The 14727-nt window shown below is 62.8% G+C and carries 15 protein-coding genes; 13 read left to right on the forward strand and 2 right to left on the reverse strand.

Annotated features, from left to right (window positions below; all coding sequences use genetic code 11):
- Positions 1–33: 33 nt before the first annotated feature.
- Positions 34–1686: a pilus assembly protein TadG-related protein gene (locus NKI01_RS22815; protein ID WP_352964681.1), complete on the reverse strand. Its 1653-nt coding sequence runs from the start codon at positions 1684–1686 to the stop codon at positions 34–36.
- 354 nt (positions 1687–2040) lie between these two features.
- On the opposite strand from NKI01_RS22815, the gene rpsF reads away from it, so the two are divergent.
- From rpsF to NKI01_RS22880, 13 genes are all read left to right on the forward strand, one after another.
- Positions 2041–2541, forward strand: a complete 501-nt coding sequence (rpsF, locus tag NKI01_RS22820) for a 30S ribosomal protein S6 (protein ID WP_023719830.1) — start codon at positions 2041–2043, stop codon at positions 2539–2541.
- Entirely contained in the window at positions 2541–2789 is a 249-nt protein-coding gene (gene rpsR / locus NKI01_RS22825) for a 30S ribosomal protein S18 (RefSeq protein ID WP_006203718.1), read from the forward strand. Before rpsF ends, rpsR begins: the two co-directional genes overlap by 1 nt.
- 275 nt (positions 2790–3064) lie before the next feature.
- Positions 3065–3649: a 50S ribosomal protein L9 gene (rplI, locus tag NKI01_RS22830; RefSeq protein ID WP_023719831.1), complete on the forward strand. Its 585-nt coding sequence runs from the start codon at positions 3065–3067 to the stop codon at positions 3647–3649.
- Between the two features lie 152 nt (positions 3650–3801).
- Positions 3802–5091: a cyclopropane fatty acid synthase gene (locus tag NKI01_RS22835; RefSeq protein WP_352964684.1), complete on the forward strand. Its 1290-nt coding sequence runs from the start codon at positions 3802–3804 to the stop codon at positions 5089–5091.
- 82 nt (positions 5092–5173) lie between these two features.
- Positions 5174–5497, forward strand: coding sequence for a YnfA family protein (locus tag NKI01_RS22840; RefSeq protein WP_023719833.1), 324 nt, complete (start codon positions 5174–5176; stop codon positions 5495–5497).
- 3 nt (positions 5498–5500) lie between these two features.
- Entirely contained in the window at positions 5501–6469 is a 969-nt protein-coding gene (locus tag NKI01_RS22845; RefSeq protein WP_023719834.1) for a small ribosomal subunit Rsm22 family protein, read from the forward strand.
- Between the two features lie 206 nt (positions 6470–6675).
- Complete coding sequence (locus tag NKI01_RS22850) at positions 6676–8166, forward strand: replicative DNA helicase (protein ID WP_023677714.1); 1491 nt, start codon at positions 6676–6678, stop codon at positions 8164–8166.
- A gap of 21 nt (positions 8167–8187) precedes the next feature.
- Positions 8188–8793 carry a hypothetical protein gene (locus NKI01_RS22855; RefSeq protein ID WP_352481820.1) on the forward strand — a complete coding sequence of 202 codons (606 nt, stop codon included), beginning with the start codon at positions 8188–8190 and terminating at the stop codon, positions 8791–8793.
- Positions 8793–10211 carry a DNA repair protein RadA gene (gene radA / locus NKI01_RS22860; protein WP_023719836.1) on the forward strand — a complete coding sequence of 473 codons (1419 nt, stop codon included), beginning with the start codon at positions 8793–8795 and terminating at the stop codon, positions 10209–10211. The genes NKI01_RS22855 and radA overlap by 1 nt, the downstream gene beginning before the upstream one ends.
- Before the next feature lie 47 nt (positions 10212–10258).
- The gene (locus NKI01_RS22865) at positions 10259–10930 is read left to right on the forward strand and encodes a CvpA family protein (protein ID WP_023719837.1); all 672 of its coding nucleotides are present in this window, start codon (positions 10259–10261) and stop codon (positions 10928–10930) included.
- A gap of 114 nt (positions 10931–11044) precedes the next feature.
- On the forward strand, positions 11045–12526 hold the full coding sequence (purF, locus tag NKI01_RS22870; protein ID WP_036244955.1) for an amidophosphoribosyltransferase: 1482 nt from the start codon (positions 11045–11047) through the stop codon (positions 12524–12526).
- Positions 12527–12746: 220 nt separating this feature from the next.
- Entirely contained in the window at positions 12747–13487 is a 741-nt protein-coding gene (locus NKI01_RS22875) for an SDR family NAD(P)-dependent oxidoreductase (protein ID WP_023719839.1), read from the forward strand.
- Positions 13488–13612: 125 nt separating this feature from the next.
- Positions 13613–13834 (forward strand): hypothetical protein, encoded by a 222-nt coding sequence (locus tag NKI01_RS22880; protein WP_023719840.1) that lies wholly within the window; start codon positions 13613–13615, stop codon positions 13832–13834.
- 158 nt (positions 13835–13992) lie between these two features.
- Here the strand turns inward: NKI01_RS22880 and NKI01_RS22885 are convergent, their stop codons facing one another.
- Positions 13993–14499 (reverse strand): OsmC family protein, encoded by a 507-nt coding sequence (locus NKI01_RS22885; RefSeq protein ID WP_352848708.1) that lies wholly within the window; start codon positions 14497–14499, stop codon positions 13993–13995.
- Positions 14500–14727 lie beyond the last annotated feature (228 nt).

The following is a 14727-nucleotide window of genomic DNA, read 5'->3' on the forward strand; positions in this document are numbered from 1 at the left end:
GCGGCGGAACGGCCGTTGGGCGACTGACGTGGTTCAGTTCGTCAAGTGCAGGTGCGAAATCGAGCTTCCGATTTTCAGGAACACGCTTTCGAGCTGGGTGACGTCGTTGGTCGGGTAATAATCCGACGGCGACGACGCGCAGGCCTCGTAGAGCTTGCGGTTGGCTGCGGTGTCGGCCTGCAGCAGTACTGTGAAGATCTGCACGTCCTGTTTCTTCAACGTGTTGCAGGCATTGGTTGTCCAGTCGTCGACATTGCGCGCGGCCGCGGTCTGGTCGCTGGATCCGAACCGACCCGAAGCCAGGAACCCGTAAGAACCATAGTCCGACTTCTGTGGCGTATCCTTCGCGCCATAGACAACATTTTCGCCGTCGGTGAGCAGCAGCACCGTTTTGGTCGTGCCTGACGCCCTGAACGGCGCGCCGTCACTGTAGGGCGGTTCCGGCGAGAGTACCCGCATCCCCCATGACAACCCTTCCGAAACATTGGTCCCCGAGCCGTTCCATTCGATCATCTCACTGACGGCCTTACGCAATTTGTCGAAATCGTCGGTCAGCGGCACTATCGGCGTCGGACAGGCCCGGTTTGGGCCGATGGTCAGGGGGCCTTTCTTGTCGTTGATCAGCTTCATCGTCGAAACACTGTACTTCGCGATGTCGCCGGTGAGGCCGGGAAGCAGGGTGATAACCGTATCGTCGAGATAGGAATTGTTGTAGCCGGCCGCCGAATTGCCATAGGAGCTGTTCGGATTTTTGGCGTTACCTGGATCGTCCGGCGCGAAATAGGGTACGAACAGGGTGTCCGGTTTGTTTTGGTCGGGCGAAATGTCGGAAACATTGTTGATTCCGGGCCGCGCCTCGACGCAGCCTCTCCATTCGACGCCCAATTGCTTGAACAGGTCCATATGGTTGACGCGCTTGCCGCCGACCAAGGGGAAATTGGCGCCATTGTTCGGCGATTTGCCGGCCATGTCGATCCAGGCCGGATCGTAGTCCTCGCCCTTGACATTGACCGCGGTGACGAACGGCACCACTGCGACACGTACGCTGCGCGTCGGCGACTTCGCGGCTTGGAGCATATCGATCAAGCCCGTCGCCGCCGTCCGCAATGCGCCGATGCGGTCGTTGCTGGCCATCGACCCGGTATTGTCGAGCACCAGCACGACTTCGAGCTGATTGGTCGATTCGACGGCGCCGGCATCGACGGTGATGCGCTTGTCGTTGCCGAACAGGAAGGCGAAGTTCAAGTTGACATCGGCCGCGGCGACAGCCTTTGTCTGGATGTAATTGAGGCCCCTTTCGACGGTAAGCGTCGCTTCGGCGTTCCTCAACTCGCTGTGGCCGGCGACATTGGCCTGGAAGTAGCGGTCGAAGACGTCCTTGCGCGAAGCCTCGATGTCGCCGAGATGCGAAGATGCAAGGTTCGCGGCATCGAGCGCGTTCTGCAAGCTGACCTTGGCCCTCATCAAGGTGGACACGTCCACGGCAAAGGCGACGGCCGTCAGAACCGCAGGCAGCCCGAACGCCAGCATCAGGGCAAAGTTGCCGCTCTTCGAACGGCAGAATTTGTCGAACAGCATTTTATCCCCAAAACCGCCTTGCTGGCGGCCGCGCGCGAACTGTTCGTTTTGCATTCGCATGATGAACGGCGGGTTGCCGCCACGCCCGCCGGTGCTGGAACTTCGCATGATGGTTAAGGTCCGGTTTCAGGAAATCCGTAAAACCTTGCCATCGAGGTCCGTTGTGCTCTGGAAGATAGGACGCTAGTCGAGCCGTTTGGCCTGTCGTTTGGCCTTGCTTTGCGGTCAAATTCCTGTATAGACGCCCGCAATCTGCCGGTCCTTGCTGGGGGCTGAACGGAGGGCCGGAGGTTTTCGAACCTTCGCGTGGAGCCAGAAGCGCTTCCGCCTCCCGTGTCTCCGCTCTCGACCGTCTCGTCATGCTCCTTTCTTCCCCGTCTTCGCAAGGATTGCGGGTCAGAGAAGTTGCAGAGGCTTTTGCCGCCGGGAACCGGGAGAGAAACGAAGAAAGGCACGAACACTATGGCTCTATACGAACATGTGTTTCTTGCCCGGCAGGACCTCTCGCAGCAGCAGGTCGATGCGCTTGTCGAACAGTACAAGGGCGTCCTCACCGCGAATGGCGGGTCCGTCGGCCGGGTCGAGAACTGGGGACTGAAGTCCCTCACCTACCGGGTCAACAAGAACCGGAAGGCATATTATACACTCATGGACATCACCTGCCCGCCGGCCGCGCTCAATGAGATGGAGCGCCAGATGGGCCTGTCCGAGGACGTGCTGCGTTTCCTGACCATCAAGGTCGATGCGCATGAGGAAGGCCCGTCGGCAATGATGCAGAAGCGCGAAGAGCGCTCGGAACGCGGCGGCTTCGGCGACCGCGACCGTGGCGATCGTGGCCCGCGCTCATTCGGCGACCGCGATCGCGGTGACCGTGCTGATCGTCCGCCGCGCAGCTTCGGCGATGGCGGTGCCGATCGTGGCCCGCGCCGTCCGCGCGAAGGCTTTGAAGGAGCCGCAGAATAATGGTCGACATCAACCAGATCCCAACCCGGCGCCCCTTCCACCGTCGCCGCAAGACTTGCCCGTTCTCCGGCGCCAACGCGCCGAAGATCGACTACAAGGACGTGCGGCTTCTGCAGCGCTACATTTCCGAGCGCGGCAAGATCGTGCCGTCGCGCATCACCGCCGTCAGCCAGAAGAAGCAGCGCGAACTCGCCAAGGCGATCAAGCGCGCCCGCTTCCTCGGCCTGCTGCCCTACGTGGTCCGCTAAGACTGATTAGTTGACCATGATCTTATCCGAAAACCGGTTTCCAGTTTTCGGGATCATGGTCTAGCCAGCGGGCGGTTCGCCGCCCGCTTTTTTCACCGGCCACGACGGGCGTAGCTGGATCGAACACCAAATCCCGGGTTGGATTTCGACAAGAGATCCTAACTGCCGCGACAGGCAGGACAGCGACACAGGCGGCGACGCCCCAGCTTCCTGACCTGTTCCAGACAATTCGGCGCCGATCCTGAGGATAGGTGCCCAAGCGAAGGAACAAAACCATGGAAGTCATTCTTCTCGAACGCGTTTCCCGGCTCGGCCAGATGGGCGACACCGTCAAGGTCAAGGACGGGTTCGCCCGCAATTTCCTGCTGCCGCAGGGCAAGGCGCTGCGCGCCAACGAAGGTAACAAGAAAAAGTTCGAAGGACAGCGCGCCCAACTCGAGGCCCGCAACCTGGAGCGCAAGTCCGAGGCCGCGCAGATTGCTGAAAAGCTCGACGGCAAGAGCTTCATCGCCGTGCGCTCGGCCGGCGAGACCGGCCAGCTCTATGGTTCGGTCTCGACGCGCGACATCGCCGAGCTGTTGACGGCGGAAGGTTTTTCGGTGAACCGCAACCAGATCCTTCTCAATCAGCCGATCAAAACCATCGGCGTCACCAACGTGGCGATCGCGCTGCACCCGGAAGTCGAGGTCACCATCACGCTCAACATTGCCCGCACGGCCGACGAAGCCGAACGCCAGGCCAAGGGCGAAACGCTGACCACCGCCGAAGCCATCTACGGCGAAGACATCAACGACAATGCGCGGCCGGAAAATTTCTTCGATCCGAACGCGGAGTTCGAGGGCGGCGAAGACAACGGCTGATCGTTGTTCGCCGGCATTCGTCGGCTAATACCTATCTGGACCAATGCCCGGGCCTCGCACCCGGGCATTTTTATGCCAAATGGAACTTTTCGAACCCCTATATCTTGATGCAGAATAGGACAGCATGTCTGGCCGAGAGGGGACAATTGGTCATGAATATTCTGCTTAAGCGCGTTCTCGACCGCCTGGTCCGCACAGGCAATCTCAAGGTGACAGGGCCGCAAGGCTCGATGGTGACTTTCGGTGACGGCAGCGGCGAGCCGGTGCACATGCACATCAAGACAAGGCATGCCGAGCGCGCCATCACTTTTGATCCGATGCTGGCGGTGCCGGAAGCCTACATGGAGGGTGAACTCGACATTATCGAGGGCGGCGTGCTGGGGGTGATGCGCATTGCGTTCCAGAACATGGGCAGCGGCGGCATCGATGCCACCTGGTCGAAGGCGATCGAGGGTCTGCGCCACGCCTTCCGGCGCCTGCAGCAGATCAACACGGCGTCGCGGGCGCGCCGCAACGTGCAGCGCCACTACGATCTGTCGGGCGACCTCTATCGCCTCTTCCTCGATGAGGACATGCAGTATTCCTGCGCCTATTTCGAGCAGCCGGACATGACGCTCGATGAGGCCCAGGCAGCCAAGAAGCGCCACATCGCCGCCAAGCTCAGGTTGAAAGCGGGCCAGACGGTACTCGACATCGGCTCCGGCTGGGGCGGGCTTGGCCTCTATCTCGCCAAGGCGTTCGACGTCGACGTGCAAGGCGTGACGCTGTCGACCGAGCAGCACGGCGTCGCCACCGACCGCGCGCACGCGCAAGGCCTGCAAAACCGGGTGCATTTCGACCTCAAGGACTATCGCGAGCTCAATGAGCGTTTCGACCGCATCGTCTCGGTCGGCATGTTCGAGCATGTCGGCGTCAATCATTTCCGTACCTTCTTCGACAAGTCGGCGACGCTGCTGAAGCCGGACGGTGTCATGCTGCTGCACACGATCGGCCGTTCCGGTGTGCCGTGGGCGACCAGCGCCTTCATTCGCAAATACATCTTCCCGGGCGGCTATATCCCGTCGCTCTCCGAAGTGATGCCGGCTATCGAAAAGTCGGGGCTCGTCGTCACCGACATCGAGGTTCTGCGGCTGCATTATGCCGAGACGCTGAAGCATTGGGGCGAGCGCTTTGCCGCCAACCGCGACAAGGCCAAGGCGATCTATGACGAGCGCTTCTGCCGCATGTGGGAGTTCTATCTTGCCGCCTCGGAAGCTGCCTTCCGATGGCAGGATCTGGTGATCTTCCAGATCCAGATCGCCAAGAAGAACGACACGCTGCCGGTGACGCGCGACTACATGGCCAGTTGCGAGAAGGCGCTGGAGATGCGCGATCTTGGACGTCGTGAAAAGGCTCCTGCCGCCAAGCCCACTCGCCGCCGCAAGGTGGCGGATCCGGAGTAGACTGCCGGCGATCGCGCCATTGCCGCTTGCCATTGCCGGCTGGCACGCTGAAAAAGGTCTCGTCAACGCGGGACCTTTTTTCATGACCTACCTCCTCTACGTCGCCGCCGCACTTGCCGAGATCGCCGGCTGCTTCTCGTTCTGGGCGTGGTGGCGGCTGGATAAGTCGCCGCTGTGGTTGGCGCCCGGTCTCGTCTCACTGGTGCTATTCGCGTGGCTGCTGGCGCTTGTCGACACCAGTGCGGCGGGCCGGGCCTATGCCGCCTATGGCGGCATCTACATTGCCGCCTCGCTGGTCTGGCTATGGTTGGCGGAAGGCGTGCACCCCGACAGTTGGGATCTTGCCGGTGCCACGATGTGCATCATTGGCGCCTCGGTCATCGTGCTCGCACCTCGGGCTGCGTAGACCATGGAACTGCCCGCCCCGCTTAGACAAGGCGTCGACCGCCTTCTCGAACAGGTGCCGTTGCCGATGATCAAGCAAGCGGCCAAGACGCTGTCGGACCGCTACCGCGCCGAGTTGCGCGATGGCCGCCTGCACATGGCCGAAGAAATGGCGGTTAAGGCCTATCTGGCAACGCGGCTTCCGGCGACCTATGCGGCCGTCCGTGCCAGCCTCGATGCGGTGGGCGAGTCTCGGCCCGACTATGCTCCGAAGACCTTGCTCGATGTCGGCGCCGGCCCTGGCACGGTGCTTTGGGCCACAATCGATCTCTGGCCCGATCTCGAACAGGCAGTGCTGCTCGAGGCCGGTGCCGCGGTGCGGCGGGTCGGCGAGGCGCTTGCCGCCGAGACAATCCATGCCAAGACCGCCTGGCTGACCGGCGACGTCACCATCGACCTGGTCGATCTGGAGCCGGCCGAGCTGGTGACTTCGGCCTATGTGCTGGATGAGATCGCGCCGGCATCGCTGGCAAAACTAATCGACCGGCTCTGGCAGCTGACCGCCGACACGCTGCTGGTCGTCGAGCCAGGCACGCCGGCCGGCTGGCAGCGCATCCTTGCCGTGCGGCGGCAGCTGATCGAGGCGGGGGCGCACGTGCTCGCGCCCTGCCCGCATGAGGCGCCCTGCCCACTTGTCGCTCCCGACTGGTGCCATTTCGCCCGCCGCGTCGCCCGCTCGCGCCTGCACCGTCTGGCCAAGGATGCCGAGGTGCCGTGGGAGGACGAAAAGTTCATCTTTGTCGCCGCTTCCCGTCATCCGGCCGCTCCGCCCCGCGCGCGGGTGATCGCACCGCCGAAATCGGGCTCCGGCAAGGTCTTGCTGAAGCTTTGCCAACAGGATGGTCATGCCGCCGAGCGACTGTTCACGAAGCGCGACGGCGAGACGTTCAAGGCCGCGCGGCGACTGGACTGGGGTGACGCCTTGCCGGAATGATCGGCAGCTATTTTCCTGTTTTGTTCTCGCCCAAGAACGGTTAGGCTCGCCATCTTGATTCGAGTCAATCGAGATTCTTTCCACCGAAGTATCTTGGCTGTGAATCGCGGGCATCAAAGTTGGTTGGTTGGGGACTGATGCAGATAAGTCATCACCGACTTGTCTCGTTCTGATATCGAGAGACCGGGATCAGGACCGGGGACATCATGGCAGAGGCAGCACGAAAATTCGGCGTGGCGGAAACACCGCTCTATCGCGAGGCGCCGAACAACATCGAGGCCGAGCAGGCGCTGCTCGGTGCCATCCTGGTCAACAACGATGCCTTCTATCGCGTCTCCGACTTTCTGAAGCCTGGCCATTTCTACGAGCCGTTGCACAGGAAGATCTTCGAGGTCGCGGCCGAGCTCATCCGCATGGGCAAGATCGCGACGCCGATCACGCTGAAGACCTTCCTGCCGGCCGACGAGAAGGTCGGCGACATGACGGTGGCGCAATATGTCGTGCGGCTGGCGGTCGAGGCCGTCACCGTCGTCAACGCCACCGACTATGGCCGCGCCATCTACGATCTGGCCACGCGCCGCGCGCTGATCACCGTCGGCGAGGACATGGTCAACATCGCCTATGACGCGCCGGTCGACATGTCGCCCTCCGACCAGATCGAGGACGCCGAGCGGCGGCTGTTCGAGCTGGCCGAGACCGGCCGCTACGACGGCGGCTTCGAGAGCTTCACCGACGCTGTCAAGACGGCGGTCGACATGGCCAATGCCGCCTATATGCGCGACGGGCATTTGTCGGGCGTCGCCACCGGCTTGCGCGACCTCGACCGTCGCATGGGCGGCCTGCAGTCGTCCGACTTGATCATCATTGCCGGCCGCCCCGGCATGGGTAAAACCTCGCTCGCCACCAACATCGCCTTCAATATCGCGGAGGCGTATGTCCCGGCGCAGCAGGCCGACGGCTCGTTCAAGGCGGCCAATGGCGGCGTCGTCGGCTTCTTTTCGCTCGAAATGTCATCCGAACAGCTCGCCACCCGCATTATTTCCGAACAGACCGAAATCCCGTCGTCGAAAATCCGCCGCGGCGAGATCAGCGAGATGGATTTCGAAAAGCTCGTCGCCTGTTCGCAGACCATGCAGAAAATCCCGCTGTTCATCGACCAGACCGGCGGTATTTCCATCGCTCAGCTGTCCGCCCGCGCGCGTCGCTTGAAGCGCCAGCGCGGCCTCGACGTCATCGTCATCGACTATATCCAGCTGATGCAGGGATCGAGCGCGAAATCATCGCAAAACCGCGTCCAGGAAATCACCGAGATCACCACCGGGCTCAAGGCACTGGCCAAGGAGTTGGCGGTGCCGATCATCGCGCTGTCGCAGCTGTCGCGCCAGGTCGAGAGCCGCGACGACAAGCGCCCGCAGCTTTCGGATCTGCGCGAATCGGGCTCCATCGAGCAGGACGCCGACGTGGTGCTGTTCGTCTACCGCGAGGAATATTATCTGAAGAACCGCGAGCCGAAGCCGGGCACCGACGAATACATCAAGTGGGAACACGAGATGAACGAGATGCGCGGCAAGGCTGAAGTAATCGTCGCCAAGCAGCGCCACGGCCCAACGGGATCGGTCAGCCTCGCCTTCCAGGGCGAATTCACCCGCTTCTCGGACCTTGCGGAAGAGCATCATTTGCCGGATCGGTTCGAGTAGGCATTGTCGCGGAGCAGCCGATTGGACTTTAGCGATATCTACCAAAGGATAAAATTCGAAGAGTATAACATCTCCGAGGATGAACGCGCGCAACTCACTGAATATTTGAGATCTGCCCGGTCAATTTCTCGCACGGAATCGCACGCCGGTTTGCTGGTGTTCTGCTACTCAAGCGAACCTACGCCCGAGAACGTTGAATTGGTGAGGAAATTCCTTGCCAAGCATGTCGAAGACTATACGCGAAGCGCGGCAGTGACCGGTCTTTATCGAGTTTGGAAATTGGGAGCGACAGCTGACATCGACGATCTGCTGAGTTTTTTGGCCCTTTCGTTGGACGAAACTCGGCACGACACCTCTCTGGCGGCGATCGGGTGCGCATTCCTTTTGATGCACCGGCTCAATGATCGTCGCCTCTCGACTGCCCTTATGAGATTGCTGGAGACGTTGCACGATGAAGTCGGGCGAGAGAACGACTTCGCGGTCGGTCTGTTCAGATATGCGTGTTGGTCGGCATACGACAATTGGGCTCTGAGAAACGGCCAGCGCCGCACTCATTTCGATACGATCGAAGATGCTTTGCCGGTTTACTGGGATCGTCCCAAATACCTCTTGGAACCAATAAACTGATGGCCAAATCCCGTATCCAGTTCATCTGCCAGAATTGCGGTTCGGTGCATCAGCGTTGGGCCGGCAAATGTGATGCCTGCGGCGAGTGGAACACGCTGGTCGAGGAAGGCACGTCGGGCGGCATCGGCTCCGGCCCGGCCAACACCCGCAACGCCCGCAAAGGCCGCGCGGTGGTGCTGACCAGCCTTTCCGGCGACATCGAGGACGCGCCGCGCATCGTCTCCGGCATCGGCGAACTCGACCGCGCCACCGGCGGCGGCTTCGTGCGCGGATCGGCGCTTTTGGTCGGCGGCGATCCCGGCATCGGCAAGTCGACGCTGCTCACCCAGGCTGCAGCCGCACTGGCGGCAAAGGGCCACCGCATCGTCTACGTCTCCGGTGAAGAAGCGGTCGCCCAGATCAGGCTGCGCGCCCAGCGGCTCGGCGTCGCCGACACCCCGGTCGAACTCGCCGCCGAGACCAACGTCGAGGACATCCTCGCCACCATTGCCGATGGCAAGCGGCCGGACCTGGTCATTCTCGATTCGATCCAGACGCTATGGACCGACATGGCCGATTCAGCGCCCGGCACGGTGACCCAGGTGCGTGCCGCCGCCCAAGCGATGATCCGCTATGCAAAATCCACAGGGGCGGCGATCGTTCTGGTCGGCCATGTCACCAAGGAGGGCCAGATCGCCGGCCCACGCGTCGTCGAGCACATGGTCGACGCGGTGCTCTATTTCGAGGGCGAAGGCGGCCACCACTACCGCATCCTGCGAACGGTCAAGAACCGCTTCGGGCCAACCGACGAGATCGGCGTCTTCGAAATGTCGGACAAGGGCTTGCGGGAAGTCGCCAACCCGTCCGAGCTTTTCCTCGGTGAACGTCACGCGAAATCGCCGGGTGCCGCGGTTTTCGCCGGCATGGAAGGCACACGGCCGGTGCTGGTCGAGATCCAGGCGCTGGTAGCACCTTCGACGCTCGGCACGCCACGCCGCGCCGTCGTCGGCTGGGACGGCGCCCGGCTGTCGATGATCCTGGCGGTTCTGGAAGCCCATTGCGGCGTTCGCTTCGGCACGCATGACGTCTATCTCAACGTTGCCGGCGGTTACCGCATTTCGGAGCCGGCGGCCGACCTGGCTGTGGCGGCGGCACTGGTTTCCTCGCTCACCGGTCTTGCCCTTCCCGCCGATTGCGTCTATTTCGGCGAAATCAGCCTTTCGGGGGCGGTGAGGCCGGTTGCGCATGCGCAGCAGCGCCTTAAGGAAGCCGAAAAGCTGGGTTTCGGAAGCGCGGTTCTGCCCTTGGGCAGCGAGGAACTTGTTGGTGGTAATGGGGCCGGGGGGATCGGAGCCGGCGCTTTCCAGCCCACCGAGCTTGCCGATCTCGTGGCGCGCATAGCCGGCTCTCGGCGCAGCCGCGCCGACGAGCAAGACTGATGCGGCTCGTCGAGTCGTGAAAAAGAGATCGGAGCGGGGCGAAAAACATGCCGATTACGCTGCTTGACGGAATTCTCGTCGGCTTCACCCTGGTCTCGGCGATGCTCGCCATGGTTCGCGGCTTTTCGCGCGAGATCCTGTCGATCATCTCCTGGGCAGTTGCCGCTGCGGCGGCCTTCTTCTTCTACAAGCCGGTGCTGCCTTACATTCAGCCCTATATCGACAACGAAAAGGCAGCCATGGCGGCGGCCGCCGGTATCGTCTTTATTGTCGCGCTGATCGTCGTTTCGGTCATCACCATGAAGCTCGCCGACTGGATCATCGATTCCAGGATCGGCGCGCTCGATCGCACACTTGGCTTCCTCTATGGCGCGGCGCGCGGCATCCTGGTGGTCGCGGTCGCACTGCTGTTTTTCAATTGGCTGGCCGGCGCCAAAGCTCCAGGCTGGATTGCCAACGCCAAGTCAAAGCCGCTGCTCGAATCGATCGGTGCCAAGCTCGAAAGCCTGCTGCCCGAGGACCCGGAAAACGCCATCCTCAACAAGCTCAATCCGAATCAGCCGGCCACCGAGACGCCTCTGGCCCCCGACGCGCCTGCAGCGGAAGCACCTGCCGCCGGCGACGACGCCACTGCTCCGGCACCCGATGACAGCGACGCTCCGCCGGCCGACAATGCGCCCGCGACGCCGGCACCTGCAAACCCGGCGCCGGCAAACTGATTTCGGCAGACTTGCTCGCCTCGAGACTGTCGATCATGTGAACGTCGCACGACGTGCGTTGCTTTCGATGCGCTATGACCTTATATGGCGACTTTAGCGGAGCTTGAGCCCCCAATGGCAGCCTCAGTGGCAGACGCAGACGACGTGCTTTCCGCCGAAGCCGACGACCATTTCCACGACGAATGCGGCGTGTTCGGTATTTTCGGCCGGCAGGACGCCGCAGCCATCGTCACGCTCGGCCTGCATGCGTTGCAGCATCGAGGCCAGGAAGCGGCCGGTATCGTTTCCTATGACGGCACCCAATTCCATGTCGAACGCCATGTCGGCCTGATCGGCGACACCTTCACCAAGCAGCGTGTCATCGACAGCCTGCAAGGCAACCGTGCCATCGGCCACACACGCTATGCCACCACCGGTGGCGCTGGCTTGCGCAACATCCAGCCTTTCTTCGCCGAACTTGCCGATGGCGGCTTTGCCGTCGCCCATAACGGCAATCTCACCAACGCCATGACCGTTCAGCGCGCCCTGCAGAAGCAGGGCGCCATCTTCTCTTCCACCTCCGACACCGAGACACTGTTGCATCTGGTCGCCACCAGCAAGGAGCGCGACCTCAATTCGCGCTTCATCGATGCGGTGCGCCAGGTCGAAGGCGCCTTCTCGTTAGTGGCAATGACGTCCAAGAAGATGATCGGTTGCCGCGACCCGCTCGGTATCCGGCCGCTGGTGCTAGGCGATCTCGACGGCGCCTGGATTCTCGCCTCGGAGACCTGTGCGCTCGATATTATCGGGGCGCGTTTCGTGCGCGACCTGAAGCCCGGCGAAATGGTCGTCGTCACCAGCAAGGGCATCGAAAGCCTGTTCCCGTTCGAGCCGCAGAAGACCCGCTTCTGCATTTTCGAATATGTCTACTTCGCCCGGCCGGATTCTTCGGTCGAAGGCCGCAATGTCTACGAGGTACGCAAGCGCATCGGCGCCGAGCTGGCACTGGAGAGCCCGGTCGAGGCCGACATTGTCGTGCCGGTGCCGGATTCGGGCACACCGGCGGCGATCGGCTTTTCGCAGGCCGCGGGCATTCCGTTCGAGCTCGGCATCATCCGCAATCACTATGTCGGCCGCACCTTCATCCAGCCCGGCGATTCGATCCGCCACATGGGCGTCAAGCTCAAGCACAACGCCAATCGCCGCATGATCGAAGGCAAGCGTGTGGTGCTGGTCGACGATTCGATCGTACGCGGCACCACCAGCCAGAAGATCGTGCAGATGGTGCGCGATGCCGGCGCCAAGGAGGTGCATATGCGCATCGCCTCGCCGCCGACGCGCGCCTCGTGCTTTTACGGCGTCGACACACCGGAAAAGTCGAAGTTGCTGGCCTCGCGCATGTCGGTGGAGGAGATGGCCGAGTTCATCCGCGTCGATTCGCTCGGCTTCCTCTCGATCGACGGGCTCTACCGGGCCGTCGGCGAAGCCGGCCGCGACAACGAGCAGCCGCAATTCTGCGACGCCTGCTTCACCGGCCAGTATCCGACCCGGCTTGCCGATTTCGAAGGCTCCGACAATGTCCGCACGCTTTCGCTCTTGGCGGCGGGCGGGTCGTAAGGTTGCCGGATCGCCATTTGTCTTCGCCAGGTTACCCCCCTCTGCCCTGCCGGGCATCTCCCCCTCAAGGGGGGAGATCGGCTGAACTGTCGACTTTCGCCAATCGCGACGGTCGCAGAACAGGCGCTGAGCCTGATGAGGGCCAATCTCCCCCCTTGAGGGGGAGATGCCCGGCAAGGCAGAGGGGGGTGCTTCACGCCGACCTCATGGAAGTTCAAGCATGACCCTCGATCTCTCCGGCCGCGTTGCGGTCGTCACCGGCGCCTCGCGCGGTATCGGCTATTTCATCGCCAGGGAGCTTGCCGCAGCCGGTGCGCATGTGATTGCGGTTGCCCGCACCGTCGGCGGGCTGGAAGAGCTCGACGACCAGATCAAAGCAGGCGGCGGACAAGCGACGCTCGTCCCGCTCGATCTTGCCGACATGGCGGGGATCGACCGGCTGGGCGGCGCCATCCACGAGCGCTGGGGCAAGCTCGACATACTGGTCGCCAACGCCGCTGTGCTCGGCGTCATCGCCCCGATCGGCCATGTCGAGGCAAAGACCTTCGAGAAGGTGATGACCATCAACGTCACCGCAACATGGCGGCTGATCCGCTCGGTCGACCCGCTGCTGAGGCTTTCCGATGCCGGCCGCGCTATCGTGCTGAGCTCCAGCCTGGCCCACTCCGCACGCGCCTTCTGGGCGCCTTATGCGGCGTCGAAGGCGGCGGTCGAGGCCATGACGCGTTCGTGGGCCCATGAGACCGAAAACCTGCCGCTCAGGGTCAACGCCGCCGATCCCGGGGCAACGCGCACCGCGATGCGGGCGCAGGCCGTACCCGGCGAGTATCCGGAAACGCTGCCGCACCCTTCGGAGATCGCCAAGCGTATCGTGCCGTTGGCCAGCCCTGCGCTCAAGGAGACGGGGCTGATCTTCCAGGCCAAGCACAACCGCTTTGTCGCCTACCGGCAGCCGGAGTAAGCGGCCTTGCATCACGCGGCTGTGATGCCGTGGCTTAACGCCGCGCTTCGGCCCAGCTTTCGCCGCTTGGCCGGAGTTGCTAGGATCGCACCGACTCCCAAAACAAGCAGAGCGAGGAAACACCCATGGCGGCACCGAGCGTAGCGTTGGTCTGGTATCTGGTGATCGCCGGCCCGCAAGGCGGCATGGTCGTGCTGCCCAGCACCTTCGACACCCGCGAACAGTGCACCTCCGCCGTCACCGAATACCAGAAGCAGCCGACGCCGGCCGGCTGGTCGGTGCAGTGCGTGCCGAGTGCCTCGCCGTTCGCGGACGAGGGCGACGCCGAGGAGCCGTCGGCGCAGTAGGAGCGTCATCTGGCCAAGTTTTGGCAAAGAGGGCAGGCCAGAGGGGGTCGACAGGCGTGGAGCGCCAGCCTCCATCTGCCGCAGCAGGCCGAGCCCCGTCGGACCAACCCCCTCTACCCTGCCGTGCATCTCCCCCTCAAGGGGAGAGATTGGCAGCATCAGCGTCGTGCGCTTACCGTCAGCTCCGGCTTCTGGCTGATGGTCTGCAACACGACGCAGTAGCGCTCGGTCAGCTTGATTAGCGCATCGACGCGCTCCTGCGGCTCGTCTGTGTCGAGGCCGAAGGTCAGCCGGATGGCGCGGAAGCCAACCGGCGCATCCTTTGCCACACCAAGCGTGCCGCGAAAGTCGAGATCGCCTTCGGCTTCCACTGTGGCGGCCCCAAGCTTGAATTCCAGCGCCGTGGCCACCGCCTTCAGCGTGACGCCGGCGCAAGCCACCAGCGCCTCCAGCAGCATGTCGCCGGAGCAGAGTTCGAGCCCGGTGCCGCCGGTCGCCGGATGCAGCCCGGCAATGGCGATCGCCCTGCCCGTCTCGACCTTGCAGGCGATCGATTGGTCGTCGATCGAGCCTTTGGCGCGGAGAGTAATCAGCGCGCGCGAGGCGTCGTCGCGATAGGCCTCCTTCAGCGGCGCCTGCATGGCCTTCAATGCAATCGCGTCCATTTCATTTCTCTCCCATAGTTGCCTGGCTTCGCTGCTTAACGGCGGTGTCGCCTGCCCCAAACGCAAGTCCCCGCTGGCGTAGCGCTTGGCAGGGTTTCGCCCGTATAGCCTGACGATACGGGGAGCATCCAACGCCTTCACACCCTCTCTCGCAACACATTCGTAAGGCCGCCGGACATATGGCCGATAACGCCATCCTGGAAACCCGCGAAAGGGCTTCGCCGGCAG

Origin of the sequence: Mesorhizobium sp. M0815 (assembly GCF_040319995.1) — a bacterium.
GTDB lineage: Bacteria > Pseudomonadota > Alphaproteobacteria > Rhizobiales > Rhizobiaceae > Mesorhizobium.

Coding starts and splice junctions, on each gene's coding strand:
- NKI01_RS22815 (WP_352964681.1), bottom strand. CDS start 1,686: ATGCGAAGTTCCAGCACCGGCGGGCGTGGCGGCAACCCGCCGTTCATC.
- rpsF (WP_023719830.1), top strand. CDS start 2,041: ATGGCTCTATACGAACATGTGTTTCTTGCCCGGCAGGACCTCTCGCAG.
- rpsR (WP_006203718.1), top strand. CDS start 2,541: ATGGTCGACATCAACCAGATCCCAACCCGGCGCCCCTTCCACCGTCGC.
- rplI (WP_023719831.1), top strand. CDS start 3,065: ATGGAAGTCATTCTTCTCGAACGCGTTTCCCGGCTCGGCCAGATGGGC.
- NKI01_RS22835 (WP_352964684.1), top strand. CDS start 3,802: ATGAATATTCTGCTTAAGCGCGTTCTCGACCGCCTGGTCCGCACAGGC.
- NKI01_RS22840 (WP_023719833.1), top strand. CDS start 5,174: ATGACCTACCTCCTCTACGTCGCCGCCGCACTTGCCGAGATCGCCGGC.
- NKI01_RS22845 (WP_023719834.1), top strand. CDS start 5,501: ATGGAACTGCCCGCCCCGCTTAGACAAGGCGTCGACCGCCTTCTCGAA.
- NKI01_RS22850 (WP_023677714.1), top strand. CDS start 6,676: ATGGCAGAGGCAGCACGAAAATTCGGCGTGGCGGAAACACCGCTCTAT.
- radA (WP_023719836.1), top strand. CDS start 8,793: ATGGCCAAATCCCGTATCCAGTTCATCTGCCAGAATTGCGGTTCGGTG.
- NKI01_RS22865 (WP_023719837.1), top strand. CDS start 10,259: ATGCCGATTACGCTGCTTGACGGAATTCTCGTCGGCTTCACCCTGGTC.
- purF (WP_036244955.1), top strand. CDS start 11,045: ATGGCAGCCTCAGTGGCAGACGCAGACGACGTGCTTTCCGCCGAAGCC.
- NKI01_RS22875 (WP_023719839.1), top strand. CDS start 12,747: ATGACCCTCGATCTCTCCGGCCGCGTTGCGGTCGTCACCGGCGCCTCG.
- NKI01_RS22880 (WP_023719840.1), top strand. CDS start 13,613: ATGGCGGCACCGAGCGTAGCGTTGGTCTGGTATCTGGTGATCGCCGGC.
- NKI01_RS22885 (WP_352848708.1), bottom strand. CDS start 14,499: ATGGACGCGATTGCATTGAAGGCCATGCAGGCGCCGCTGAAGGAGGCC.